22 protein-coding genes, 1 pseudogene and 1 riboswitch are annotated in these 24,478 nt (G+C 39.5%); of the genes and pseudogenes, 17 read left to right on the top strand and 6 right to left on the bottom strand.

Going from position 1 to position 24,478, the window contains the following annotated elements; genetic code table 11:
* The 3 genes from PUQ00_RS16230 to PUQ00_RS16220 form a co-directional block, all read right to left on the bottom strand.
* Positions 1 to 1,113: a hypothetical protein gene (locus tag PUQ00_RS16230; RefSeq protein ID WP_300418498.1), complete on the bottom strand. Its 1,113-nt coding sequence runs from the start codon at positions 1,111 to 1,113 to the stop codon at positions 1 to 3.
* A 213-nt stretch (positions 1,114 to 1,326) separates the two neighbouring features.
* Positions 1,327 to 3,012: an NAD(P)H-quinone oxidoreductase subunit 4 gene (locus PUQ00_RS16225; protein WP_300418495.1), complete on the bottom strand. Its 1,686-nt coding sequence runs from the start codon at positions 3,010 to 3,012 to the stop codon at positions 1,327 to 1,329.
* Positions 3,013 to 3,179: 167 nt separating this feature from the next.
* Positions 3,180 to 3,899, bottom strand: a complete 720-nt coding sequence (locus PUQ00_RS16220) for a response regulator transcription factor (protein WP_300418492.1) — start codon at positions 3,897 to 3,899, stop codon at positions 3,180 to 3,182.
* 618 nt (positions 3,900 to 4,517) lie between these two features.
* On the opposite strand from PUQ00_RS16220, the gene PUQ00_RS16215 reads away from it, so the two are divergent.
* On the top strand, positions 4,518 to 5,612 hold the full coding sequence (locus PUQ00_RS16215; RefSeq protein ID WP_300418489.1) for a hybrid sensor histidine kinase/response regulator: 1,095 nt from the start codon (positions 4,518 to 4,520) through the stop codon (positions 5,610 to 5,612).
* Between the two features lie 594 nt (positions 5,613 to 6,206).
* Here the strand turns inward: PUQ00_RS16215 and PUQ00_RS16210 are convergent.
* The gene (locus PUQ00_RS16210; RefSeq protein WP_300418487.1) at positions 6,207 to 6,680 is read right to left on the bottom strand and encodes a hypothetical protein; all 474 of its coding nucleotides are present in this window, start codon (positions 6,678 to 6,680) and stop codon (positions 6,207 to 6,209) included.
* A 266-nt stretch (positions 6,681 to 6,946) separates the two neighbouring features.
* A riboswitch (cobalamin riboswitch) is annotated at positions 6,947 to 7,090 on the top strand.
* A gap of 301 nt (positions 7,091 to 7,391) precedes the next feature.
* On the opposite strand from PUQ00_RS16210, the gene PUQ00_RS16205 reads away from it, so the two are divergent.
* The 4 genes and pseudogenes from PUQ00_RS16205 to PUQ00_RS16190 all read left to right on the top strand — a co-directional run.
* Positions 7,392 to 7,802, top strand: coding sequence for a DUF1636 family protein (locus tag PUQ00_RS16205; protein WP_300418484.1), 411 nt, complete (start codon positions 7,392 to 7,394; stop codon positions 7,800 to 7,802).
* 60 nt (positions 7,803 to 7,862) lie between these two features.
* Positions 7,863 to 8,426 (top strand): hypothetical protein, encoded by a 564-nt coding sequence (locus PUQ00_RS16200; RefSeq protein ID WP_300418482.1) that lies wholly within the window; start codon positions 7,863 to 7,865, stop codon positions 8,424 to 8,426.
* Positions 8,413 to 8,853 carry a hypothetical protein gene (locus tag PUQ00_RS16195; RefSeq protein ID WP_300418479.1) on the top strand — a complete coding sequence of 147 codons (441 nt, stop codon included), beginning with the start codon at positions 8,413 to 8,415 and terminating at the stop codon, positions 8,851 to 8,853. Before PUQ00_RS16200 ends, PUQ00_RS16195 begins: the two co-directional genes overlap by 14 nt.
* Before the next feature lie 251 nt (positions 8,854 to 9,104).
* Positions 9,105 to 9,381 (top strand): annotated as a pseudogene (locus tag PUQ00_RS16190) (TonB-dependent receptor); the annotation flags it as partial.
* 594 nt (positions 9,382 to 9,975) lie between these two features.
* On the opposite strand, the gene PUQ00_RS16185 reads toward PUQ00_RS16190, so the two are convergent.
* Complete coding sequence (locus tag PUQ00_RS16185; protein ID WP_300418476.1) at positions 9,976 to 10,224, bottom strand: type II toxin-antitoxin system ParD family antitoxin; 249 nt, start codon at positions 10,222 to 10,224, stop codon at positions 9,976 to 9,978.
* Between the two features lie 131 nt (positions 10,225 to 10,355).
* Between PUQ00_RS16185 and PUQ00_RS16180 the strand changes: the two genes are divergently transcribed.
* Genes PUQ00_RS16180 through PUQ00_RS16170 form a run of 3 tightly spaced genes read left to right on the top strand, consistent with a single transcriptional unit; the run spans position 10,356 to position 13,671 of the window.
* Positions 10,356 to 11,570, top strand: a complete 1,215-nt coding sequence (locus PUQ00_RS16180; protein WP_300418552.1) for an ABC transporter substrate-binding protein — start codon at positions 10,356 to 10,358, stop codon at positions 11,568 to 11,570.
* A gap of 2 nt (positions 11,571 to 11,572) precedes the next feature.
* Complete coding sequence (locus tag PUQ00_RS16175) at positions 11,573 to 12,661, top strand: iron ABC transporter permease (protein ID WP_300418474.1); 1,089 nt, start codon at positions 11,573 to 11,575, stop codon at positions 12,659 to 12,661.
* Positions 12,658 to 13,671, top strand: coding sequence for an ABC transporter ATP-binding protein (locus tag PUQ00_RS16170; RefSeq protein WP_300418471.1), 1,014 nt, complete (start codon positions 12,658 to 12,660; stop codon positions 13,669 to 13,671). Before PUQ00_RS16175 ends, PUQ00_RS16170 begins: the two co-directional genes overlap by 4 nt.
* 221 nt (positions 13,672 to 13,892) lie before the next feature.
* Here the strand turns inward: PUQ00_RS16170 and PUQ00_RS16165 are convergent, their stop codons facing one another.
* A complete protein-coding gene (locus PUQ00_RS16165) occupies positions 13,893 to 14,075 on the bottom strand; it encodes a CsbD family protein (RefSeq protein WP_300418468.1) in 183 nt (60 codons plus the stop codon).
* A gap of 676 nt (positions 14,076 to 14,751) precedes the next feature.
* On the opposite strand from PUQ00_RS16165, the gene PUQ00_RS16160 reads away from it, so the two are divergent.
* From PUQ00_RS16160 to PUQ00_RS16120, 9 genes are all read left to right on the top strand, one after another.
* Positions 14,752 to 16,401 (top strand): hypothetical protein, encoded by a 1,650-nt coding sequence (locus tag PUQ00_RS16160; RefSeq protein ID WP_300418466.1) that lies wholly within the window; start codon positions 14,752 to 14,754, stop codon positions 16,399 to 16,401.
* Positions 16,402 to 16,778: 377 nt separating this feature from the next.
* Positions 16,779 to 17,114 carry a hypothetical protein gene (locus PUQ00_RS16155; protein ID WP_300418463.1) on the top strand — a complete coding sequence of 112 codons (336 nt, stop codon included), beginning with the start codon at positions 16,779 to 16,781 and terminating at the stop codon, positions 17,112 to 17,114.
* A 68-nt stretch (positions 17,115 to 17,182) separates the two neighbouring features.
* A complete protein-coding gene (locus PUQ00_RS16150) occupies positions 17,183 to 18,742 on the top strand; it encodes a protein kinase (RefSeq protein WP_300418549.1) in 1,560 nt (519 codons plus the stop codon).
* Positions 18,743 to 18,962: 220 nt separating this feature from the next.
* Positions 18,963 to 19,607, top strand: coding sequence for a hypothetical protein (locus tag PUQ00_RS16145; protein WP_300418459.1), 645 nt, complete (start codon positions 18,963 to 18,965; stop codon positions 19,605 to 19,607).
* 92 nt (positions 19,608 to 19,699) lie between these two features.
* A complete protein-coding gene (locus PUQ00_RS16140; RefSeq protein ID WP_300418456.1) occupies positions 19,700 to 20,104 on the top strand; it encodes a hypothetical protein in 405 nt (134 codons plus the stop codon).
* A gap of 254 nt (positions 20,105 to 20,358) precedes the next feature.
* On the top strand, positions 20,359 to 20,946 hold the full coding sequence (locus PUQ00_RS16135; protein ID WP_300418453.1) for a L,D-transpeptidase: 588 nt from the start codon (positions 20,359 to 20,361) through the stop codon (positions 20,944 to 20,946).
* Between the two features lie 831 nt (positions 20,947 to 21,777).
* Positions 21,778 to 22,098, top strand: coding sequence for an RNA-binding protein (locus tag PUQ00_RS16130; RefSeq protein ID WP_273762368.1), 321 nt, complete (start codon positions 21,778 to 21,780; stop codon positions 22,096 to 22,098).
* 115 nt (positions 22,099 to 22,213) lie between these two features.
* Positions 22,214 to 22,402 (top strand): 30S ribosomal protein S21, encoded by a 189-nt coding sequence (rpsU, locus tag PUQ00_RS16125; protein WP_012407716.1) that lies wholly within the window; start codon positions 22,214 to 22,216, stop codon positions 22,400 to 22,402.
* Positions 22,403 to 22,544: 142 nt separating this feature from the next.
* Positions 22,545 to 24,305 carry a serine/threonine-protein kinase gene (locus PUQ00_RS16120; RefSeq protein WP_300418449.1) on the top strand — a complete coding sequence of 587 codons (1,761 nt, stop codon included), beginning with the start codon at positions 22,545 to 22,547 and terminating at the stop codon, positions 24,303 to 24,305.
* Positions 24,306 to 24,478 lie beyond the last annotated feature (173 nt).

Genomic DNA, 24,478 nt, shown 5'->3' with positions numbered 1-24,478 from the left:
TTATTCCGAAAGTATCTCTTTAATAGCAAGCCAGATACGTTTAAACTTTTGTACCAGACCGACAGGATTACCTGTTGTTTCCTCTTCCACTGAATCTACTAGAGATTGAATACGATCCATGCGTTTTGCTACAACGTAGAGGTTATTTATAGCATCATCCTTACTTGCGAGGGATTGACGCAGCAGAACGACCATCTCCCCAATTTCCCGTTTTAGCCTTTCGTTCTCGGTTTTACGGCGAGTTTCCCATCCCTTAATACCAGCCTTGGAACGTCGCTCAAATTTAAGTTGTGTTTGTGCTTCATTATATAGAGTTAAATAGTTGTCTCGCTCAGACTTCATTTCTTCATATTGGGCAAGTAATTCAGTTGCTCTTGCTTTTTCTTCATTGTAACGATGTAGAGCTTGTTGATAATTTTTTTGCTCATCAAGATATATCTGGTAATTGTGTGCTACACGTTCTTTTAATTCGTTAACCTCAACTTGATAAGTTTGGATATCTTGCTGAACTTGGGTTAGTTGGGATGCAGCTTCCTGATTTTCTTTCGTACGTTGTTGCCATTCATCACGTTGGGCAATTAATTCAACTGCTTTCGTTTTTGCTTCATTGTAACGATTTAGAGCCTGCTGATAATTTTCTTGTTCATGAAGATAAATTAAATAATTGTTTGCTATGCGTTCTTTTAATTCGTTAATCTCAACTTGATAAGTGTGGATATTTTGCTGAACTTGGGTTAGTTGGGATGCAGCTTCCTGATTTTCTTTCGCACGTTGTTGGCATTCATCACGTTGGGCAATTAATTCAATTGCCCTAATTTTTTCTCCGTTGTAGAGGCATAAAGCCTGCTGATAATTTTTTTGTTCATTCAGATATATCTGTTTTAACTCGTTAACTTCAACTTGGTAAGTTTGGATATCTTGCTGAACTTGAGTAAATTGAGACGCAGCTTCTTGATTTTCTTTCGCAAGTCGTTCCCATCGAATCGCATCAGCACGAGCATTCCTCAAAAAATGGTTAAGCTCATGATAAGAAGGTGGTTCTTTTCCACCTGGGTTAGGATTGTTGACAGGGCGATTTTTGCGACGATCCTTGTCTGCGTCTCGCATAGCCATAATAAATGTTATAAATATTACTTTAATCCCTATGTTAATACATTCTTTTTTAATTGAAAATCTAATCTGTAAAAGTTTTATTTTGTCAAGACCAGTTTTCTAAGTTCATTTACGCCACCAAACTGATCTTTTATTATCTCGTGCGATCGCGTAATCTTAGTGTAAAAGCGATCGCCTCAACATTAAAAGCGATCGCTTTTTTCCCCTAACTGTCTAAAAAGTTCCCAAAACGGGCGCTACCTCAACCTCTGAAATTTGCGGAACCAAGAAACCCTTAGCATAAATCTGGGGATTTGTTTGCGAGACTATGGCATAAGACTGGCGAAGATTAGCATTGACTGCAACAGTCTTCACGTCATACATCTGCATCGCCATCTTGGGATAGAAACCAATACCAATAATCATCAGCAGAAAGCAGGCAGCGATAAACACTTCACGGGGTCTAGCATCGTCGTAGACTGCATCTTCTGGCACGAGACAGTCTGTACCAAAACAAACTGTTCCATTATCTTCTTGATTTTCCAAGCCGGCATTATTAATGTCGCAGATAAGTGCTGCACCGTCACCATAAAACACCTCTCGCAGCATGGAAAGTAGATAGATTGGTGTGAGGATGACTCCAACTGCGGCTAGAAAAACCGTTACGGTGCAGAAAGTTGAACTGTAAACGTCACTGCTAGTCAGACCAACAAATACCGATAGTTCGCCAGCAAAGCCGCTCATACCGGGAAGTGCTAAGGATGCCATTGCTCCGATTGTAAACAGGGCAAAGACTTTGGGCATGGCTTGACCAATACCGCCCATATCTTTCATTACCATTGTGTGGGTGCGATCGTAAGTAACGCCTGCCAAAAAGAACAGCACCGATGCAATCAAACCATGTGAAATCATCTGCAACATCGCGCCGTTGATTCCCAAATCAGTGAAGGACGCAATCCCAAGCAATACAAAGCCCATATGGGAAATCGACGAATAAGCTAAACGCCGCTTCATATTAGTCTGAGCAAAGGAGTTTAATGCACCATAGATAATGTTGACAACACCCAGAATAGCTAGAACCGGCGCAAAGTAAATGTGTGCATCCGGGAGTAGTTCAAGATTTAGGCGAATCAATCCATATCCGCCCATCTTCAGCAATACACCAGCCAAAATCATCGATACAGGAGAGGATGCTTCACCGTGGGCATCAGGCAACCAGGTATGCATCGGGAAAACAGCAAGCTTGACACCAAATGCAATCAACAATCCTGCATAAAGTAGCAGTTGTAAACCAAGGGGATATTCCTTCTTGGCGAGGGCGGTTATATCAAATGTCATATCACCGCCGCCGTATAACCCCATTGCCAGGGCTGCCACTAAAATAAATATAGAAGCTGCTGCGGTATACAACAAAAATTTCGTAGCCGCATAACGACGCCTTTGCCCACCCCAAATGCAGACTAGTAAGTATACGGGAATCAGCTCTACTTCCCACATAATGAAAAATAGCAGTAAGTCTTTGGCAACGAACACCCCTACCTGTGCGGAATACAGCACCAGCATCAAAAAATAGAAGAGGCGAGGTCGGTGTGAAACTTGCCAAGCCGAAAAAATCGAGAGTGTGGTGACAAATCCTGCAAGAAGCACAAGTGGCACTGAAAGTCCATCGACTGATACCGCCCAGTTCAAACCTAACTGAGGCACCCAGGCATAATTCTCAACCAGCTGAAAACTAGCACTACTGGCATCGTAATGCTTCCAAAAGACGTAGCACATTAAAGCAAAGTCTGCGATACCTACACCCAGTGCATACCACCGCACATGCTTGCCATCTTTATCAGGCAGCACAGGGATGAGCAGGGAAGCAACGAGTGGTAGTAAGACAATTGCGGTAAGCCAGGGAAATTGATCCGCTATCATGTATATGAGGAAAAATACTTATTTGTTAATTATGTCATTCTACTAAACTTTGTAACAATTTCTTCATAAATATTTGTTCCAGCTAACCGCTTTTGGGGACTGGAGACTGGGGAAGAAAGATTATCACCTGATCTTGTGTACGCAGTTTATGATGGCTATTTACTTGCTCACGGTACTAATCCAGCACGCAAAGCCCGGACAGCAGCCTGTGTACGATCAGCAACACAGAGTTTATTCAGAATACCTCGAACATGAGTTTTGACAGTACCGACTGTTAGATAAAGCCTTTTAGCAATTTCTGCATTGTCACAGCCAGCGACAATCAACTCTAAAACATCCATTTCCCTATGAGTTAGAGGATAGCTGACTATACTTTTCTCAACATCTGGGTCGATACCTTCAATTAAGACTCTTTTTCCAGCTGCCCCTCTGCTACCATCGGGGAAATCTTGACGTATTTGTTGTAGTACAAGGTCTGCGATCGCTGGATCGATCCATGAGCTACCTGCATAGGTCGTTCGCACAGCCTCTACTAGTTTCTCAGTTTCGATATCCTTCATGCAATAAGAATCTGCACCTGCTGCAAAAGCTGCTAAAACTGCCTGTTCACTATTCTGCATCGTTAAAATTAGCAGTTTTGTTGTATAATCTTCATTCTCTGCTTGATATTGCCTAAATGTGCGTGTTAGCTCAATACCATCCATGTCAGGCAAACCAATGTCAATAGTAGCAACATCCGGCTTGAGAGTTTTCAGAAGCTTGATACCGTCGGCTGCATTGGCTGCTTCACCAACAATATTTAACTCTGGCTGGGTTTGTAAGGCAGACCGTAAGCCGATTCTTGTCAGGTTGTGATCTTCAATCACGAGGATCTTGATTTCACTCATAGTTGCTTAACTTTACTGTTATCTATCTAAAGTACAGATTAAAATAATCTCGTTGTTCTATTCGGGATCTTATACAAAAAGCAATGCCTTTGGTATTGTTCTCTGAACTTCATCTACCATTAGACATAAATAACCTTATCTCCTAAGCTTTTCTAAGGTAACAGTTTCGATATAACAATGAGCAATGTTCCCTACTGCGTGGTCTATTTAACTAAAAATAGCTGTGATTATTAATTCATACATTTAGTTAATAAAATAACAGTATAATTACTTAAATAATTGAAGAAGAATTCAGAAGTCAGAATTCAGGAGTCAGAATGCAATTAGTGGGGGATTCAGACCTGCCACTGATAGCGTAGCGGTAGCGAGTCATCGAGCGTCTTGAAGACCACCAAATTTTCTTGTTTTGTGGGGGTGCAAAAACGCCGTTTATTCATCCACCAGTCGCACAAAATTCATTCTGAATTCTGGTTCCTGACTCCTGAATTCTGTTTGATATAATATTTAATTTAGGAAACTTTAAAGCAAAATCTGAATCCTTAATAATCTCAACGCTGGTAAAGTAAGCTATTACTAGATTTGCTAGGGATAGCCAAGCACTTCTTTTTTTATTTAGCCATGCCTTTAACTAAAACTGTCAAAAAAGATAAAATTCTCGTTGTCGATGATGTTTTTGACAATCTACTGGTCTTAGAAGCAGTCCTAGAAGATGAGGACTATGAAATTAGCTTGGTGGAAGATAGCAAAATTGCTATGGCTATGGTTGAGGAGTCACCGCCAGACTTAATTCTCCTAGATGTGATGATGCCGGAGATAGATGGGTATGAATTTACTCGACGTATCCGACAGAATCAGGCGTTGCCATTTATTCCGATTCTGCTGCTGACGGCTCACTATGAGTCTAGCGTTGTTGAAGGACTCGACGCGGGTGCAGATGACTTTATTCGTAAACCATTCGATCCTGATGAACTTCATGCACGAGTGCGATCGCTCCTGCGGCTCAAACATAGTATCGACGAACGAGATCAGATGGCTAACCTCCGGGCAGATTTTGTCTCCCGTTTTACTCACGATTTACGCATACCCCTAGTAGCCTCCAACCGCGTATTAAAATTATTGCTGGAAGGCAGGTTTTGCGAAGTTTCGCCACAATTGCAAGAAATCATTGATACCATGATTGGCAGTAATCAAGACCTGCTGGAAATGGTAAATACTTTGCTAGAAGTTTATCGTCATGAAGCGGGCTGTAAAACCTTAAAAATTTCTCCGTGCAATATTCAGGAATTAGTTAGTGAAGTTTCCCAGGAATTAACTCCTTTAGCTGAAGAAAAAGGATTAGCTGTAAACATTGATCGAGGTGACACTGCAAGCACGATCATGGGTGATCGCGTAGAACTGCGGCGAGTTTTGACAAATATCATCGGCAATGCCATCAAATTTACAGACAAAGGTTCTGTAGATATTCGCTGCAATCTGACTCCGGTAGCTGTGACTATTGATATTCAAGATACAGGGCCGGGGATTTCTAAACAAGATCAGGCAATATTATTCGAGCGATTTCGCCAAGGTAAACACCAGCGTTCTGGTAGTGGTTTGGGACTATATCTCTCTCGCTGCATTATCGAAGCACATCAAGGTAGAATCGATGTCATATCTGAACGAGGGAAGGGTAGTACATTCACTATACGTCTACCTGTAGCTAGTGAAAACTAAAAGTAAGCAGACAAAAAATTATTGGTATGGTGCCGCCCTTAGCTCGACTTTATCCAAAATTAAGAACTGGTTTTCTTTGTCCGGCAAAAACCCCGGCTTTGTGGCAAATACTTTTTCCACGTCACAGATTATCGATGAAGCGCAAAGTGGGTGCGTCACGGTTTCCCTGCGCCCAACTTTGTAAGAAGTTCAAAAAGTAAAACTACTGTCCCGCAAAGATTACAGCGATAACTTGAGTGTTGCCAAAAAAATTGATAAAGTCGAGCTTACAAAGAGACTGTAAGTACCTGCTTTTTATGATAATTAGAATTACTGTGCTATTTATTCAGCAGTAACTTCTTTTTGTGTAAAACTAGTAATCCAAGAAAACCTAATTCTAACAAAGCTGAAGGTTCTGGCACAGAGATGCTTTCTGCTGTCAAGCTGGTTTCATAAGAAATAGCCAAATTCCCTTGAGATGGAAGTGAGTAGCTAGCTTCAATAGGTTGCTCTAGCCCTTGTTGAGTAATGGGTATGGAAAAAGTGCCATCTAAGTTTTTTGCTATTACTTCACCAAGATATTCTACTGTAACAGCATCGGTAATTGGTTTCCCTTCAGATAATACCTGAACTAGTAAGCTTCCACCTGGAGTAACAGCTAAAGGGTTTGGCTAAAGCATCAGACCAATCATAAAAAGCCTTGGTGTATTTAAGGTAATGACCAACATTATCATAGTTAGGAATTTCCTGTTCTGTAATGCGGAGATATTGATCATTCGATAATTTAGCAAAATAACCATTATCAAAAAAACCTTGGATAGCGGCTACATTTTTACCAGCAGTTAGAGATAAAGCATCTTGTTTTTGATTGAGATCAAAAGGAAGAATTTGTTTGTTAATATCATAAACTATTGCTTGTTTTAATCTAGAGGTTTCATAAGGTTCTGACCGATCTTCTGGATGTCCAAACAAAATATCATATTCGCCATTTTTGTAATCAAACCAGACAACATGCGCTGATGCTGGTTGGATAAAGCATGGCAAAATAGCTGCTGCTATGAGCAGCGTTTTAATTTTTGGCAGAAACATTCTAACTCCCCTAATTACTTAGTTGAATTTCTTACTAACGTTTTTAGAAAACCACATTTTTTTTCCAGAGCAATCCCCCTAATAGGGATAAGAATTGAATATTTAGATTTTCTTAATATTATTTAAATTAAGAATAAAGCAGATTTCAGTAGTCCGAATTCAAACAGATTTTATATCTGATTTTTAAACCTAGCTTTTGTATGTCACTTATTTGCAAACTGCGAGAATTTCCAAAACACTGATAATAATTCATAATCATGCTATTATTAGTCCAGTATCAACTCGGTTCTGGTGGGTGTCAGCCATCAGACGCAAGGGGGAAAGTCCGGTGTAAATCCGGCGCTGTCCCGCAGCTGTAATGAGGTTTATGCCTCAAAGTCAGAATGCCCGCCGAAAGTAACACACAAACTCACATCCATCTGCGAGGTACAGGTGAACATTGTCATAAATATTTCAACGATAGATCAGTTTCACGTTCTCATAGTGCCAGAGATACGCCACGGATTACTCATGGCTATGAAATTATAGGCAGTTTATTGATAATTGCAATTACGCTTTGATGTAACTTTGCTTTACGCTAGTTTTTCGCTGGCGTGGAAGCTTTTGCAACATCATTTCTGCCAAATTTACTCAATAGCTATGTTGCAGTTGCATGACTGCAACTTGGTATCATATCTGCGATTCGGACTTAATCCTACATACTCAAAATTAATGCTCGACAAACAACATACTTTATTTGTTTGCACGACCTGCGCTAGCGTCTGGCAAGACGGTAAACGAGTTGGTGAAAGTAAAGGTGAACAACTACTACAACAGCTTCAGGAATTTGCACAAGATTGGGAATTGCAAAATAAATTCATAATTCAGGGAGTTGAATGCATGAGTGCTTGTAGCCGTTCTTGTGTTATTGCATTTGTTGCAGAAGGGAAATCAACCTATCTCTTTGGCGATTTACCTGTTGACAGTAGTGCATCTGCGATTTTGCAATGTGCTAGTCAATATTATGCTAAACCCGATGGTTTACTGCCTTGGTCAGAACGACCTGAACTTTTAAAAAAGGGTATTTTAGCAAAGATTCCGCCACTAAATAAGTGGGCAAAATTAAACATAAGTTGTTGTTAATTTATGAATGGGTAAAATTTACCAGTTTCCAATCACTAGTCTTCAAAGGAACAAAAATTAATGCCGATTCAAACAGCAACATTAGGCTATTCTCGCATTGGTAAAAATTGGGAAGCGGCTGGTGCAAAGGTAATTCAAGTCGATGAACCTGCGCTGCGTGAGGGTTTACCCCTGAAGATTGAGCGCTGGAATGAATATCTTTCTTGGGCTGTAGATGCATTTCGTTTGGCGACAGCAATAGCTCAACCCCAAACCCAAATTCATACTCACATGTGCTATTGCGAATTTGGTGACATCATCAAGGATATTGAACGGTTAGATGCTGATGTTATTTCGATTGAAAATAGTCGCAGCAACAATCAAACTTTGCGAGAAATCACAGAGGGTGGTTACTCACATCAAGTTGGTAATGGAGTCTACGATATTCATAGTCCTGTTGTCCCGACAACTGAACAGATTTTACAACAATTACGGACTGGAATTGCTAATTTCCCAGTGCAACAAATTTGGGTAAATCCAGATTGCGGTTTAAAAACTCGTCGGTGGTCAGAGGTGATTCCGGCTTTAAATAACATGGTGGAAGTAACAAAAGTCTTGCGGCAAGAAGTGAATGCGACCGTCTAATAGTGTCTGGCAAGGAAATTTTGGCTACTGGCAAAACAGCTTTATCCATAATAATCTGTTGGTAATCGGTTACACAGGATGGAAGGGATTTCAGTCATTTGGGCGGGGAGTTGTCATTTGTGATGTGGATACTCAAGTTACTCACTCTACAATTACAAACCTTGATCTAGTTCCCTTCACGCTCCAATTTATCCCCTCTAATCTAATTGGGTTTTACTTGCGATCGCAATCACTCAACTCATCTATGATTTCATCAATTTTCCCAACAGTCGCAACATACAATCCCCATCAAGATATTCTTTTGGTGCTAAAGGCTGATCCTCAGATTGAGGTTAATTTTTTACACCAACTAAAAATTACTCCACCCGATTGCTACGAACAAGTTTGCAAACGTTGGTCAGAATTTGAACCAAGCGTAATGCCCTAAAACTTATTTTATCAAGAAGGGGAAGGGGGAAAGGTAAAAACCGTACTTCGTCCCGCTACGCGCTTAATCAAAAAGTGATAGAGTTGAACATGACAGATGAGGAGAGTGATGCTGCGATCGCCAAATTTGGCTGTGACTGTCCGAAAGCGATAAATGCCTTACGTCAGACGCGAGGAATCACTGTTGGAGTTGAAGGTGAGTATCTTTCACCAGCCGAGAAAATCACACCCTGTACAGATAAAAAAATACAGAATGATACTCTCTACAATAACTTTAATGTCAAGTTGTCGGCGGATTTAGGAAAGCGGAACACCTTAACCCTCTCAACCCTATATTTAGGTAAAGACCAAGGAGTACCAGGAGGAGTCCCCATTCCTGAACCATTATATGGCCAAGGTTATTTTAACTCATTGACGGATAGCGATCGCAAATACACATGACCAAGTTCTCACTGATTTAAGCTGGAACTCAAAATTAGGAGGTGGGGATGATTCACTTTTAACAGCAAGAGTTTACGCAGATTTCCTTAGAGATGATTTATAAAATAAACCTTAAATTGTCGGGTGCGTTATAGCAACGCTTAACGCACCGAGAAACATGGTGCGTTACGGCTACTTCTCACTCTCTCGAACTCCCAAATCCTTGCATAGCCGTAACACACCCTACTTAATATTTACTTTATAAATAGCCTCTTAACACTCGTTATGATAGTCGCTATTCATCCCAAGTACGATATGATAACGGACAAACTTCTTATGGATTGCAAACACAACACAGTTGGAAATTTGCTAATAATCAAACCCTAGTTTATGGTTTCGATTACCGCAATGTATCAATTAACCGAGCTATTTTAGATTTTAGATTTTAGATTTTGGATTAAAATAAAAATATTAAATCTAAAATTAAGGATTTCAAGCCTCTCCATTCATGGATAAAAAAAGAAAAAAATTCGTTGTTAAAGCCTCTTCTTTAAAGAAGAGATTAATCTAAAACTTGTACTGAGCTTGTCGAAATATCGCAAATCCAAAATCCAAAATCGAGTGACCAATATGTAATTTGCCTGCTGCCGCAAATCTTGCGTTGCTTGATCTGTTTCAACTAACTTATAGTTCATGCGTCGCTTTATGTTGCTGTACGATTTTCATCTAAAACCGTAGAACGCAAATTTTGCCAATATTCTGGTGTTACTTCCTGAGTGTCCGAGTTAATACCTTCAAGTAAAAGCATTTCTAACTTCGCTTGCGCCTTACGTTTTTTGTCTTGCTGCACCAAGTCTAGAAAATACTCGCCGATGCTGTTGTAAATACCTATTATCAATCGTGCATCGACATAAACGCGTATCTTATCAGGTATATCAATATTGATATTCATTAGCTTTTAAGCATAACTACATCTATTATTTTAGCGTGCAAGCCTTCATTCAACCTACAAATGAACATTTTGTGAAAAGGAATAAAGTTATTGAACACCACTACCAACCGATAGACCAAAAGTTAGATAATATGAATTTTGTCAAATTGCCTCATTCCAAACTTATTTTGTTGTGCCAGTTTTTTCTCATTGCGACTTTAGTAATTGCTTGCCATAGTACAGGAATTGATACCTCTACAAATACCAATCATAACGCCTGTATTCAAAAATATGACCCCAATACTAATTACTTCCCTAATAAAATCAAGATTACTCATGCAACAGGCTTGGCAGTAGAGTATCATAAACATTACAAAATCGTTACTATAAAAAATCCTTGGCAGAATGCCAACACAAAGTTTGAATATATTTTAGTCCAATGTGGAACTCCCACACCAAAAGGATTTAATCAAGCACAGGTAATTACAGTTCCCATTAATTCCATAGTTGCTCTATCTACTACTCATTTACCCCACCTAGCCAAATTAGGTGTAGTTGATAAACTAATTGGTATTAGTAATAGTAAGCAGGTAAATACACCTGATGTAGTCGAGAGAATCAAAGCCGGAAACTTAGCACAAGTAGGTGATAATTCAAATGTGGATATAGAGAAAGTAATAGAATTAAATCCTGATTTGATAACAACTTTTGGTACTGGAAATTCCCAAACAGATAGTTATGCCAAACTCACAGAGGCGGGTTTGAAAGTGGCGATAAATTCTGAATATATGGAAGACACACCACTGGGAAGAAGCGAATGGTTAAAATTTACGGCTCTGTTTTTTAATAAAGACGAGCAAGCAGAAAAAATATTTAGTGAAATTGCCAATAAATATGAACGAGTAGCTCAAAAAGCTAAATCTGTAAAAAATCGTCCAACTGTATTTGTTGGATTCAATTTTAAAGGTACCTGGTATATGCCTGGGGGTAAAAGTTACGTAGCTAAATATCTAGCTGACGCAGGAGCAAACTATCTCTGGAGTGATGATAAATCCTCTGGTAGTTTACCTTTATCTTTTGAACTTGTTTTGGAACGTGCAGCCAATGCTGACTACTGGTTGAATTTTAGCCAATCTTGGCAGAGTTTAAAGGATTTAGTCGCAGAAGATAATCGCTATGCTGATTTTAAGGCTGTGAAAACAGGCAATCTTTACAATAATAATGCCCGTGTCAATGAAAGTGGAAGTAATGATTACTGGGAAGGCGGAATTAGTAACCCAGATATAGTTTTATCTGACTTGATTAAAATACTGCATCCAGAGATATTACCTAATCATCAGTTATTTTATTACCGCAAACTTATTTAATAATGTTAAACGAAAAATCTCAATTAAAAAAAGCCTTATTAAATCCAAAAGCCCAGGCTGTAAAAATCATTATTTTTTCAAGTTTAATTACAGGTTTAATATTTGCGTTTTTATTAGACTTGGCTTTCGGCTCAGTTGATATTCCCCTGAATGAAGTAATAAAAATTTTGCTAGGAAAAGAACCAGAAAAAGTTACATGGACTAATATTATTCTCAAATTTCGCCTACCTAAAGCTTTAACTGCAACTTTAGCGGGTGCAGCTTTAGGTGTGAGTGGCTTACAAATGCAAACCCTATTTAAAAATCCCTTAGCTGGGCCATTTGTATTGGGTATTAGTTCTGGTGCAAGTTTAGGTGTAGCGTTAGTTGTGCTGACAGCAAGTGCTACAACACCAACATTATTAGCAGATTTAGGAATAATTAGTGATTTTGGTTTAGTCATAGCAGCAAGTCTCGGTGCAGCCTCAGTTTTAGGAATGATGTTAGTTGTTTCTCGCCGAGTGCAAGATACGATGACACTACTAATTTTAGGTTTATTGTTTGGTTATGCTACTAGTGCAATAGTAAGTATTTTGTTGCAGTTTAGCTCAAAAGAACGCATTCAAAGTTATATTATGTGGACTTTTGGTAGCTTTGCTGGGGTGACTTGGAGACAGTTAATTGTTTTAATTCCTGTGATACTTTTGAGTTTATTGGCAGCAGTGTTACAATCAAAATCTCTGAATGCACTTTTACTTGGTGAATCTTATGCACGTAGTCTAGGTTTAACAGTGCAGAAAACCAGATTTTCTATTATTACTAGTGCATCTATATTAGCTGGAGCAATTACTGCTTTTTGCGGGCCCATAGCATTTTTAGGTGTAGCAATTCCCCATCTATGCCGTAGTCTGTTCAATACTTCCGATCATCGGATATTAATTCCTAGCGTAACAATGATGGGTGCAATCTTAGCATTGTTTGCAGATTTGTTTTCCCAACTTGCGGTAAGTCAGATGGTTTTACCTTTAAATGCTGTTACTGCTTTAATTGGAACTCCTGTTGTTACTTGGGTAATTCTGCGGCGTAATTCCCAAAAATCTTTTCCGTCATGAATGATACAATTTTAACAACTCACAATTTGACTATTGGTTATAAAACATCCCGAAAAACTCTTCGGTGTGTTGCATCGGATATTTCTGTATCTCTGCAAGCTGGGGAACTTGTATGCTTACTTGGCCCTAATGGTGCGGGTAAATCTACATTACTGCGATCGCTTGCCGGAATGCAACCCCCAATCACGGGTGAAGTCCGACTCTTAGGCGAAAATATTTACAAATTAGCACCACAAGAATTAGCCAAACGTCTGAGTTTGGTACTCACCGAGAAAGTTGATGTAGGAATGCTATCAGCCTACACTTTGGTGACTCTGGGACGATATCCTTACACTGATTGGTGGGGAAATTTGACACCCGAAGATGAAGCCATAGTACATTGGGCAATAAAATCTGTAGGAGCAGTACACTTAATACAACGCCAAGTTAACGAATTAAGTGATGGTGAACGCCAAAAAATTATGATTGCGCGTGCGTTAGCTCAGTCGCCTATTGTGATGCTACTTGATGAGCCAACAGCATTTTTAGATTTACCGCGACGGGTGGAAATTATGCAATTGTTGCGTCAGTTAGCGCGGGAAACCAATCAAGCAATTCTCCTTTCTACCCACGATTTAGATTTAGCTTTACGTCTCGCGGATAAAGTTTGGCTGTTATCAACTAATGGGATTTTACACGTTGGCGCACCGGAAGATTTAGTGTTGAGTGGTGCGTTTGCTGATACTTTCGAGAGTGAAGGTGTAGAGTTTGATGTTACTTCTGGCGAATTTCATCTCCATACATCTTACAAGGGAGAAATTAATTTGATAGGTGAGGGTATCGCATCTGTGTGGACTATTCGTGCTTTAAAACGTGCAGGTTTCCAAGTTAATCAAAATAAAAATAGCTTACCAATCTCAATAGAAGTGATAACAAAATCTAAACAAGTTTTGTGGAGAATTACAAACAGCCAGAGTGTGAAGATTCATCATTCATTGTATGAAATGATTAAATTTTTAGATTGCTTATAGAAGTATTCTCCCATAAACGTTTATTAGGTAAAACACAGATTTAATAAATAAAAAAGGTTCAGTAAATAATTATTTACTAAACCTTTCTTTCTAAATAAATTTCCACCTAGTATAGTACGGCATAAATCCAGCTAAAATCTCAATTAACCAGATAAGTAGAGGCAATCCATGACTTGCCCCTACTTGAGCAACTTATTAAAGTAAGGAAATTTTCACTTGTACTATTCTAAAGCCTTTTTAGCTTCATCTTTGATATTCTCAGCAGTGTGGCGGACTTGGGCTTCAGCTTGTTTAGCTTTACCTTCAGCTTTATCTTTAGGATCGCCAGTTACTTCGCCAATTACCTCTTGTACTTTACCTTCGATGTTTTTAGCAAAAGCTTTTGCTTTATCTTCGATACTCATTTTCTTTGTTCCTAAAGTATGTTAAGTGTTGATTTCTTGTTACTTGCTCGAAAAGCGCTGCAATGTTTATAGATTACTTTTAGACAGCTTTTAAGTCTTCTATCTGACGATGTTTTTATGACAAATATTTGTGTCCGTTATATATAGTTATTTAACGGTTAAATTCATCTTGAGAATTCAAGTAATATTCAAAAGAAGCAAAGGTATCATTATATTATTCTATCTTGAGGCCAAATAATTTATAACTTCAGGTAGATAGCGATGATGATAAACTGCAACTTGGCTTATTACCACTGGATATGGTAAATATGTCAACAGGGTGGAGTGGCTTGCTTCCAACTTGGTGGTCATAGCGCCACAGAGAGCGAGTTCGCGTACTCAATCCTGGGTAAATTAGACGAGATGGTTCAAAATACTTTCGTTTCTAATCACTAAATGAGGTTAGTCAAATGTCTGAAATTACGGATGAACTTAAATAGATATGTCCAAAAGAGAATATAGAGACGTGAAATTTCGCGTCTCTACAAGGGTTCTAGATAACGCATATTTCATTTCTGGAGATGTCTAATTTATTTGGAGGGAATCTGAAGCCAGAAAAGAACAAATTGCTTCCTTAGAGAATCTGTGGCATTTGGATATAAATAAAAAAAGAGCTTGAAGAAAAAGAATATAGACAATGAAGTACTTATTTCTAGTTTGGGTACTTATACTCTCTTTAGTCACTCCTAGTGCGGCGATCGCTGACGACAATCTGCTTTCCGTCTACGCTGAAGTAAAACAGCCCTATACTTTAATATCTGGACTTGGCACAATCCATCATCCAGTTTCCACTTCTAATCCCCAAGCGCAAGAGTTTTTCGATCAGGGATTAAATTTAATTTACGCTTTCAATCATGATGAGGCGGTGCGTTCTTTTCAACACGCTGCCAAACTTGATCCACATCTGGCGATCGCATATTGGGGTATTGCTCTAGCTCTGGGGCCCAATATTAACTTAGAAATAGACCCCAACCGGGAATTAGCTGCTTACCAAGCTGTACAGCAAGCTTTGGCACTTTCTACCGAAGCATCTACCCAAGAACGAGACTACATTACTGCCTTAGCAAAACGTTACACCCAAGATATTCATGTCAACTTGTATCAACTAGCGACAGACTACGCAAAAGCAATGGCAAACTTAGTCAAGCGCTATCCTGATGATTTGGATGCGGCGACGCTTTACGCTGAAAGCTTGATGGATTTACATCCTTGGCAGCACTGGACTAAAGATGGCAAACCACAGCCAGATACTGAAGAAATTGTGGCTGTTTTAGAATCAGTTCTTAAACGTAACCCAAATCATCCAGGAGCTAATCATTACTATATCCATGCAGTGGAAGCTTCGCCTTCCCCAGAGCGGGCGCTTGTGAGTGCCAAACGACTGTCAAGCCTAGCGCCATCGGCAGGACACTTGGTACATATGCCTTCCCATATTTTTTTTCGTGTGGGAGATTATGAAGGGGCAATGCGGGCAAATAGGCAGGCGATCGCTCAAGATGATATATACATTAAAAAATATCAAGTCCTGGGCACTTACCCCATGATGTACTACAACCACAACATACATTTCTTCATGGTGGCCAGCAGCATGGCAGGAAGATATAAAGATGCTCTCCAAGCGGCAGAGACGTTAGTCGCAAATGCTACTGCCATTGACCCCTATGCACCAATGCTTGAGGGATTCCTGGGCAGCAAAATGCTGATTCAGACACGCTTTAGTGACTGGGATGCCATCTTGAAAACTCCTGCCCCCGATGCGAAATTGCCCACTAAGACAGCACTTTGGCATTTTGCTCGCGGCATGGCGAACGCAGCCACCGGCAAACTTGAAGATGCAGCAAGCGAAAGTCGGGCATTACTAGCTGCCAAACAGGTAATTTCCAGCGAAGCAACCATTGGATTCAGTTCTGCTAGTCGTATTTTAGACATTGCCTCAAAAGTTCTAGACGCCAAAATTGCTAAAGAAAAGCATGATTATGAATCTGCGATCAAATTACTAGAAAAAGCAGTAGTAGCAGAAGATGCCTTTGATTATCTAGAACCACCAGACTGGTACTTTCCCACGCGAGAATCTTTGGGCGGTGTGCTTTTGGCTAAGGGTGACTATGCACAGGCCGAGAAAATCTTTCGTGCTGATTTAAAAAAGTATCCCCATAATGGGCGTTCTCTATCTGGCTTGCAGGCAAGTTTGCAGGCACTGGGCAAAGATGATGCTGCTCAAGTTGTCAAAGCCGAATTGGAAATAACTTGGAAAGGTGATGATACGCAACTTCACATAGTCAAATAAACTACTATTTTTTAGCGTAGGCGTAGCCCGCCGTAGGCATCGCAGAAATTTTCGAGCTAGTGAATTTAGATTTCTACAAAATGTAAGAATATTAAGTACAGAATTTCATAAGTTCATAGCGAACTAAAATTGTCAAAACTCAGCCTCCGTCTCCGTTTAAAAAAGCTACGGCTTTTGTTTTTATAATTTTCTCTATTGAAAGTAAAACAAACCCCTATCTAAGGCTCATTAATATCAATGATTTGTCTAAAGTAAAGAAGTTACAGAAGTAATCACAACTTGTAAAAATTTGGTCACTTGTGTATAGTGTTTTCAGGAATAACACTGTGAAGAAATGTAGTTAGCTGTATCCTATAAAGACTTACAAGAGCAAAACCATGAACACACTTCCTTTACAGCAGTGGGTAATTGCTTTCAGATGGGAGCATAATGGGAACTTAATAGATAAGAAAATATCTAAACCAGAAGCGGAGAGAGATAATCTAAATGGTGCCATTATTAGAATCGGTGGTTTAGTAGAAAGGAAGATTATTTTTCCTAGTGACTTTGATTATATCGAAAACCCTTTATTTTTTGATAAAGACGAAAAAGACATAATCGATAAAGTCCAGTTTTACGCATTTAAATTCAATAATCAACCAAGCGGAAGTGGCTATACAAAGGCAAAGTTTAGTTGTCAAGAAGACAATTTAACTTTAGAGATACAAAATTGAGAATGCATTGACCCCAAGTTTGATAAAAGTTCTACGATACAAATGAAATAGTCTGCGAAAGACAATAGATAGTGAAAGACATAATTCTCCGTAACCGCTATAGAATCATACAGTTTTTAGGGAGTGGTTCATTTGGCGACACCTATATAGCTGAAGATTTAGATTTGCCTAACAATCCCAAATGTGTCGTGAAACAGCTTAAGCCTAAAACATCCGAGGAGGAAGTTTTGCTCGTTGCTAGACGACTATTCGAGAGCGAAGCAAAATTTTTATACCGTTTAGGGAACCTTAGCAACCAAATACCTAAACTATTTGCTCATTTTGAGGAAAATGGCGAATTTTATCTGGTGCAAGAATTTATAGACGGGTATGAATTGACCGCAGAAATAATACCTGGTACTCAATGGAGTGAAGGTGAAGTTGTCAAACTATTACAAGAAATTCTCCAAGTTTTGATTGTGGTTCATCAAGAGAATATCATCCATCGTGATATCAAACCTGCCAATTTGATCCGTCGTCGTGATGATGGCAAGATTGTGATGATTGACTTTGGCGCAGTCAAGGAAATTAAAGGTTTGGCTGCGAATACTCAAGGTCGAGTTACTTCCACTATTGCTATTGGCTCCAATGGTTATATGCCAAATGAGCAAGCTAATTCTAAGCCAAGACTATGCAGTGATATCTATGCAGTGGGAGTGATTGGTATCCAAGCTTTGACAGGTAAATTACCTCAAAACTTCCAAGAAGACCCTACTAATGGAGAAATAATTTGGCAACATGAGGCAAATGTTAGCAAGAAACTGGCTGATGTTTTAACCAAAATGGTACGTTACAACTTTAGTCAGCGATACCAAACATCAACAGAAGCATTGCAAGCACTTACTGCATTACCATCACCTCTACCATTGCCAAAACAACAGCCAGCAAGCTGGCAATTCCTCTCTAATTGGAAAGTGATAGTGACAGGTGGAGCAGTTTTAATTATATTTGTTTCATTTATGTATATAGTGTCTGTTTCTACTCGAAGACAAGATACTCTAAATCCACAACCAGTAATTACAGAATTCCCTTCCCCAGTAATTACAGAATCACCTCCTCAAATCGAAAAATTCTCTCAACTACCTTGCGATAACGACGAACAACTATCCTCACCACCCATAGCTAAAGGAAATCCAACGTGGGAAAATAGCACCTATAAATACTATGGTGATATAAATCCAAAAACAAAAGAAGCTAATGGTAGAGGGTTGATGGTTTTTAATAATGAGGGTTATCAATACTATGGAGACTTTAAGAATAATAAGCGTGATGGATGTGGGAGATTATCATATCCGGTAGAAAGTAATATTAACTATTATTTAGGTCAGTTTAAAGACGATAAATTCCAAGGGCTGGGACATTTGAAATTGAGAAATCAAGACGAATATAGAGGAAACTTTATCAACAATAAATGTCAAGGAAGAGGAATATATGTTTTTAAAGATAAGACTGAGCAAAACGGATTGTGGCGTGAAGATAAGTTAGAAGGAAGTGATAATTTGTTATGTAAGAATTCTTCAGTACCTATTATTTCCAAAACAGCTTTATTATCCTTAAACATTTTTAATTATTTCAGTTTATTGACGTAGGTGATGATTATCCCTACAAATTTAACTTCTATGAACTAAAAGCTGATTACTTTGATATATTAAAAATAATTATACCAAATTTTAATCAAGTTACACTTGTTCTGTAATATAATTCCCTAAAGTCCTGATTCTTTACCTTATACTTAGTCTAGGTTTAGACTAATTAATAATGCGAAATAAATTTCAGGTCGTGTACATCTAACAAAAAGAAAGGTTCTTTATGAAAATAAAATTCATACTCCCGTTTTCTTGTTTATTGATTTCCACGAGTTTAACTGTTCTTCCAATACAAAAAATACTAGGGCAACAAACATCTCCAACAACACCTGAACCAAATACTGTACCAGTACCCACAACAACACCAGATACAACACCAACAACCCCACCACCTTCTTTAGAATTTTCTCAATTACCTTGCGATAGCGACGAACAACTATCTTCACCTCCTACAGCTAAAGGAAAGCCAACGTGGGAAAATAGCACCTATAAATACTATGGTGATATAAATCCAAAAACAAAAGAAGCTAATGGTAGAGGGTTGATGGTTTTTAATAATGAGGGTTATCAATACTATGGAGACTTTAAGAATAATAAGCGTGATGGATGTGGGAGATTATCATATCCGGTAGAAAGTAATATTAACTATTATTTAGGTCAGTTTAAAGACGATAAATTCCAAGGACTGGGACATTTGAAATTGAGAAATCAAAATGAATATAAAGGAAGCTTTGCCAACAATAAATGTCAAGGGAAAGGAATATATGTGTTTAAAGATAAGACTGAGCAAGACGGATCGTGGCGTGAAGATAAGTTAGAAGGAAGTGATAATTTTTCATGCAAGGAGTTGAACAGCAACTATCGATAGTGCCGACATAAATATTGATTTAATTTGGCATTCTCACAATGTTAAACTGAAATGAATTAATCGACCAAAGGTTATTAAAGAAGATGAGACTTATGCTGTCTGCCACTACTCTAGTGGTTTTCGTGAGTTTGAGTTGTCTTCCAGCACAAAGGTTACTGGCGCAAGATGCACCTGTCGCAGGTAAGGCAATAGAAGAAAATAAATATACATTTAGTGAACCGCCTGTTGCAGGACTTGCGATACAGGAATCACAACGCCGACCAAAAAGAAACCAACTCGCTTTTAGACCAAATAAATCAGTTGGTAGAGGAGAATCTACAACACGGACTAGACGAAGAGAGAGAGTCATTACAAGACGAGAATATAAACCACGGGTTCGGTCAGTAATATATACACCAGAGAGAGAAAGTATTCAAGAAAGGAAGATAAGAAGACCTGTCAGATCATCTCCCAAAATACCTTCAATACCTCAAAACTTCCCAATCAGGCGGGGGTAAAAATACATTTCTGAAAAAATTGATAAAAATGACCAAACTAGAAAGGCAAAAATCAGAAGTTAGAAATCAAGCTGGTTGATTCTTGAATTCTGAGTATTTTTTATTAATCCAATAGGAGTTTAGGCGGGAGGTAAAATCGGGGGGAAGGTGCAACAAGAAACCAAAAATTGGCTATCAGGTTTACTTAGAATCTGATAGCCGTGATTTATTTAGAGCATCCTCATTCCTAGTCCTATTATCAAGACAGATAGCTTATGCAGATCAAGATAACAAAGAATAGCCTGTATCTTCCTACTGGTTTAAGTATTATTTTTAGTGCAATTGGATTGTTTTTCTGGATACAATCACAACATAATGTTAACGTAACTGTTAGCCAAAGTATAGATTTCCGAAAGACAATTGAGAAGCCAGCACCTCCTAGAGTAAAACTAACTACTCCAATAGCTTCTGAACAACACATCCGTCTAGTACTTAAAAGAAGTACACGGCAGGTGTATGTATATAAAGGAGACAGTTTACAAGCTCGCTACCCAGTGGCGGTTGGTAAATCAGGGTTGGAAACGCCAATAGGAAAGTTTAAAGTTATTGAGATGTTGAAAAACCCCGATTGGACAAATCCTAAAACTGGAAAATTAGTTCCTCCTGGTGCAAATAATCCATTGGGAGAACGCTGGATTGCATTTTGGAATGTTGGTAGAGAATACATCGGATTTCATGGCACTCCTGATAGATCATCTGTCGGAAAAGCAGTTTCTGGTGGTTGTGTTCGGATGTATAACGAAAATGTCCGTGAACTGTATGAAATGGTCAAACTTGGTACACCAGTGTTAGTAGAACCTTAATTGGTATTGAGCCGAGATCCGGATACCGGATACCGTTGGCGAATTCCCTAAATAGGGGTAAATATAGCGTAGACACTGTTGGCGAAACATTACTTAACAATTTTGCCAAGTAATATTGCACAAAAATTCGGTTCTTGGCAATTTTTGATAATGATTGAAGGTTACGCGCTTTAAGGCAGAAGGCAGTCCCGATGAAACTAGTTTTATTGGGACTGCATGAAAATGTTCTAGTGACTGGGATTTTTACTCAGCACTCAGCACTTTCAAGTCAGAAGGCAGAAGGGTTTTAAATATTTTGCCTCACAATAAGTGAAACTTGTGACAACGACTGAGTTCTCATTTTGTTGACGATGACACCCATGACGGCAGACAGGTACGCGATCGCAGTTGCTTTCATAGCGGGTTCTCCAAAAGAGTACAAGTATGCATAGCCTTTATTTGTTGCCTGACTTTGCCTTTCATATTAAAATTTGGGAGTAATACTTCATGGTTAATGCAGTCAAACGTTCAATTCGGATATTCAAAGATGCGCCCCTGCATGTCTGATTTCCTGTATCACTCTACAGAATTTATCTTCTTCCATTTCCAACCCTTTTTTGCGGTGGGCTGTACTTATGGTAGGTGGGGGCAGACGATCTCGCTTAGGTGCGATCGCATCACCGGTTAACTATCTACTGGATGCAGAGAGTTGGCTCGTATGTCATCCTAGATTAGGAGAGTTAATTTAGTGATGTCTTTGATTTTAGTATTGAAAGGCTTTTTCCTTTTAGTATTTACAGACTTCTCAGAGAAATTAAAATCTCTACACAGTGATGATTTTGGAGAGAATCGATGTCAATTTATGTAGGTAACCTCTCTTATGACGTTACACAAGAGGATTTAAGTGGTATTTTTGCAGAATATGGAACTGTAAAGCGAGTTCAAGTACCTACTGACCGTGAAACAGGTCGTCCGCGAGGCTTTGCTTTTGTGGAAATGGGAACTGAAGCTGAAGAGACAGCTGCCATTGAAGCTCTCGACGGTGCTGAGTGGATGGGTCGTGACCTGAAAGTGAATAAGGCTAAACCCAAGGAAGATAGAGGTGATAGAGGTTCCTTTGGTGGTAATCGAGGAGGATACGGTGGCGGTGGCGGCGGGCGCTCCCGCTACTAACCTTGGAACCAAAAAAATTTACCTAGAGTCTTAAGGTCAGACAAGGAGTCTGTCTTTTTTTTGCACTCTTACCGTCTGCATACTCATTGATTAAGTCAACTTAGTAGGAGAGATAATGACCCAAGTAATTGTAGGTGACAATGAACATATTGAGTCAGCCTTACGACGATTTAAGCGAGAAGTTTCCAAGGCTGGAATTTTTCCAGACATGAGAAAGCATCGCCATTTTGAAACGCCCCTAGAAAAACGTAAGCGCAAAGAAGTTGCCAAGCATAGACAGAGTAAGAGAAGTTTTCGTAATTAAGGACTGACATAGATATAAACGAATGCCCTCATAGATTTTATGAGGGTTTTCTTTATGGGAATCAGCACGAGTAATCAAAAAGTCAGAATGGTATTTTCTCAATCAACGCTAAAATCAAGTCAGCCTTTGTATTGTAGCGGTTGTGTCCCACATCACTCAGAGTGCGGTTCACTGCATAAATCCTGATTGTCTACGTCCTTATCCTCAGCCTTGGGGAAACAAATTTTGCAACAGCTGTGGCGCACCGCTAGAGTTGTTAGACCGCTATGTTCCACTTCAGCCCTTGGGGTCGGGAGGATTTGCTCAAATATACACGGTTTGGGATGAAAAAACTCAAACAGAGAAAGTGCTGAAAGTGTTGGTAGAAGATTCGCCAAAGGCACTGGAATTATTTACCCAAGAAGCGGCAGTTTTATCTAGCTTGCAGCATCCAGGTGTCCCCACGGTCGATGCCGATGGGTATTTTCACGTAAACCTGTTTAATCCCAAACCGCACCAACTGCCTTGTCTGGTAATGGAAAAAATCAATGGGCGGACTTTAGAGGAGATATTAAAAAAGTTTCCCCAAGGGTGTTCAGAGGATTTGGTTTTAAACTGGTTCGCCCAAGCTGTACAAATTTTACAGGAATTACACAAACGTCAGATTATTCACCGGGATATCAAACCTTCTAATTTGATGCTGGGCACTTCTTCGCCAACTAAAACCTCACTTGAAGGTCAAACAGAGGGCGATCGCCTGGTACTAATCGATTTTGGCGGCGCAAAACAATTTAGCGCCTCTAAGCTGCGTTCTCAGTCTAGTTCCACCCGATTATTTTCTTCTGGCTACAGTCCACCAGAACAAGTGACTGGAGGTATTGTTGGGCCAAGTGCCGATTTTTATGCCCTCGGTCGAACGATTATTGAACTACTAACAGGCAAGTACCCGCTAGAGTTAGAAGATCAGCAAACTGGGAAATTGCGCTGGCGAACTGCGGTGAATGTCAACCCCCAATTAGCAGATTTGCTAGATGAGATGGTGCAGGCAGATGTGCGATCGCGTCCAGCAAATGCAGCTATGATTCAAAAACGGTTGGCGAAGATTTCTCGACCATTACCGCCGTCAGGGTTATTTTTCCAACTACGGAACAACGTTAAGCAAGCCTCAACGCAAGCTTCCCAGAGATTTACATTACTAACACAAGCTATTAAACAAGCTTTAGCTAACTTTAGCCAAGCTATAACCAAAACCGTTATTTTTATTGCTCAGGCAATCATCAAAACTTTCCAAGCTTGTTTAGCGACGATTTGGGCGATGATCCTGACTAGTATCGGCGCTTGTTTTGGTGCGATCGCTGGTTTTATTTTGGCATATCGCACCAGCTTGGGTCGTCAGGTTGTGGAATTGATTTTGAGTCAGCTAAACCAATTAGTGCCAAATACTCAACCCGTCTTCGGGGCAGATATTTTGGTGTTCGTCGCCGCAGGTTGGGGAACCGCATGGGGACTAACAGTATCTGGGTGTTTTGGTCAACGGCGGCGCTTTTTAGTGGCGTCGCTAATGGGCATGATTAGCTATGGCTTCGGCTGGTTGATTTTGCAATTAATCACACCAAAAGACAGCGGCGAGGGCTTAGTGGCAGTGATTTTAGTAGCAGTTTGCCTACTCACCTTGAGTTTAGGTCTTCGCAGCCATCACATAGTGTACGCTGTGTTCGCTGCCTTTGGCAGTGCGATCGCCTATGCAGTTTTGATTCTTTTGAAGTTAGCACCTCCGATCTTCCAATTTTCTAGTCAACCAGCCTGGTCAGAGTTATACTTACCTCTGACTTTTTTTGGTTCTGTGGGCTTCTTGATCAGCTTCTGGTTAGGAGTGAGTTACTACCTAATTGTGCCTGGATTGCGCCTTTTAAGATGGCGATGAAAGAGGAAGGAGGGATTCCTATATTTACGACTTGCGTAAGTGTCATATTTTTTTTGTAGAGGTTATCAAGAGTCAAAAAATCGAAATATTGATTCTTGACTTCGATAATATGAAGATATATAGGACTCCTATTTGATTTCTGAACAAGACTAAGAGAGAATACGGAGAGGTTT

The organism is Nostoc sp. S13 (assembly GCF_029379315.1).
Taxonomy (GTDB): Bacteria; Cyanobacteriota; Cyanobacteriia; order Cyanobacteriales; family Nostocaceae; genus Nostoc.
This window is presented reverse-complemented; position numbering and strand designations above follow the sequence as displayed.

What these genes read in the sequence shown, in the direction of transcription:
- PUQ00_RS16200 (WP_300418482.1), top strand. Translation starts at nt 7,863, where the DNA reads ATGCCGATTCAAACAGCAACATTAGGCTATTCTCGCATTGGTAAAAAT.
- PUQ00_RS16185 (WP_300418476.1), bottom strand. Translation starts at nt 10,224, where the DNA reads ATGAATATCAATATTGATATACCTGATAAGATACGCGTTTATGTCGAT.
- PUQ00_RS16130 (WP_273762368.1), top strand. Translation starts at nt 21,778, where the DNA reads ATGTCAATTTATGTAGGTAACCTCTCTTATGACGTTACACAAGAGGAT.
- PUQ00_RS16145 (WP_300418459.1), top strand. Translation starts at nt 18,963, where the DNA reads ATGAAAATAAAATTCATACTCCCGTTTTCTTGTTTATTGATTTCCACG.
- rpsU (WP_012407716.1), top strand. Translation starts at nt 22,214, where the DNA reads ATGACCCAAGTAATTGTAGGTGACAATGAACATATTGAGTCAGCCTTA.
- PUQ00_RS16230 (WP_300418498.1), bottom strand. Translation starts at nt 1,113, where the DNA reads ATGGCTATGCGAGACGCAGACAAGGATCGTCGCAAAAATCGCCCTGTC.
- PUQ00_RS16215 (WP_300418489.1), top strand. Translation starts at nt 4,518, where the DNA reads ATGCCTTTAACTAAAACTGTCAAAAAAGATAAAATTCTCGTTGTCGAT.
- PUQ00_RS16205 (WP_300418484.1), top strand. Translation starts at nt 7,392, where the DNA reads ATGCTCGACAAACAACATACTTTATTTGTTTGCACGACCTGCGCTAGC.
- PUQ00_RS16135 (WP_300418453.1), top strand. Translation starts at nt 20,359, where the DNA reads ATGCAGATCAAGATAACAAAGAATAGCCTGTATCTTCCTACTGGTTTA.
- PUQ00_RS16220 (WP_300418492.1), bottom strand. Translation starts at nt 3,899, where the DNA reads ATGAGTGAAATCAAGATCCTCGTGATTGAAGATCACAACCTGACAAGA.
- PUQ00_RS16165 (WP_300418468.1), bottom strand. Translation starts at nt 14,075, where the DNA reads ATGAGTATCGAAGATAAAGCAAAAGCTTTTGCTAAAAACATCGAAGGT.
- PUQ00_RS16140 (WP_300418456.1), top strand. Translation starts at nt 19,700, where the DNA reads ATGCTGTCTGCCACTACTCTAGTGGTTTTCGTGAGTTTGAGTTGTCTT.
- PUQ00_RS16180 (WP_300418552.1), top strand. Translation starts at nt 10,356, where the DNA reads ATGAATTTTGTCAAATTGCCTCATTCCAAACTTATTTTGTTGTGCCAG.
- PUQ00_RS16195 (WP_300418479.1), top strand. Translation starts at nt 8,413, where the DNA reads ATGCGACCGTCTAATAGTGTCTGGCAAGGAAATTTTGGCTACTGGCAA.
- PUQ00_RS16175 (WP_300418474.1), top strand. Translation starts at nt 11,573, where the DNA reads ATGTTAAACGAAAAATCTCAATTAAAAAAAGCCTTATTAAATCCAAAA.
- PUQ00_RS16160 (WP_300418466.1), top strand. Translation starts at nt 14,752, where the DNA reads ATGAAGTACTTATTTCTAGTTTGGGTACTTATACTCTCTTTAGTCACT.
- PUQ00_RS16225 (WP_300418495.1), bottom strand. Translation starts at nt 3,012, where the DNA reads ATGATAGCGGATCAATTTCCCTGGCTTACCGCAATTGTCTTACTACCA.
- PUQ00_RS16170 (WP_300418471.1), top strand. Translation starts at nt 12,658, where the DNA reads ATGAATGATACAATTTTAACAACTCACAATTTGACTATTGGTTATAAA.
- PUQ00_RS16210 (WP_300418487.1), bottom strand. Translation starts at nt 6,680, where the DNA reads ATGTTTCTGCCAAAAATTAAAACGCTGCTCATAGCAGCAGCTATTTTG.
- PUQ00_RS16155 (WP_300418463.1), top strand. Translation starts at nt 16,779, where the DNA reads ATGAACACACTTCCTTTACAGCAGTGGGTAATTGCTTTCAGATGGGAG.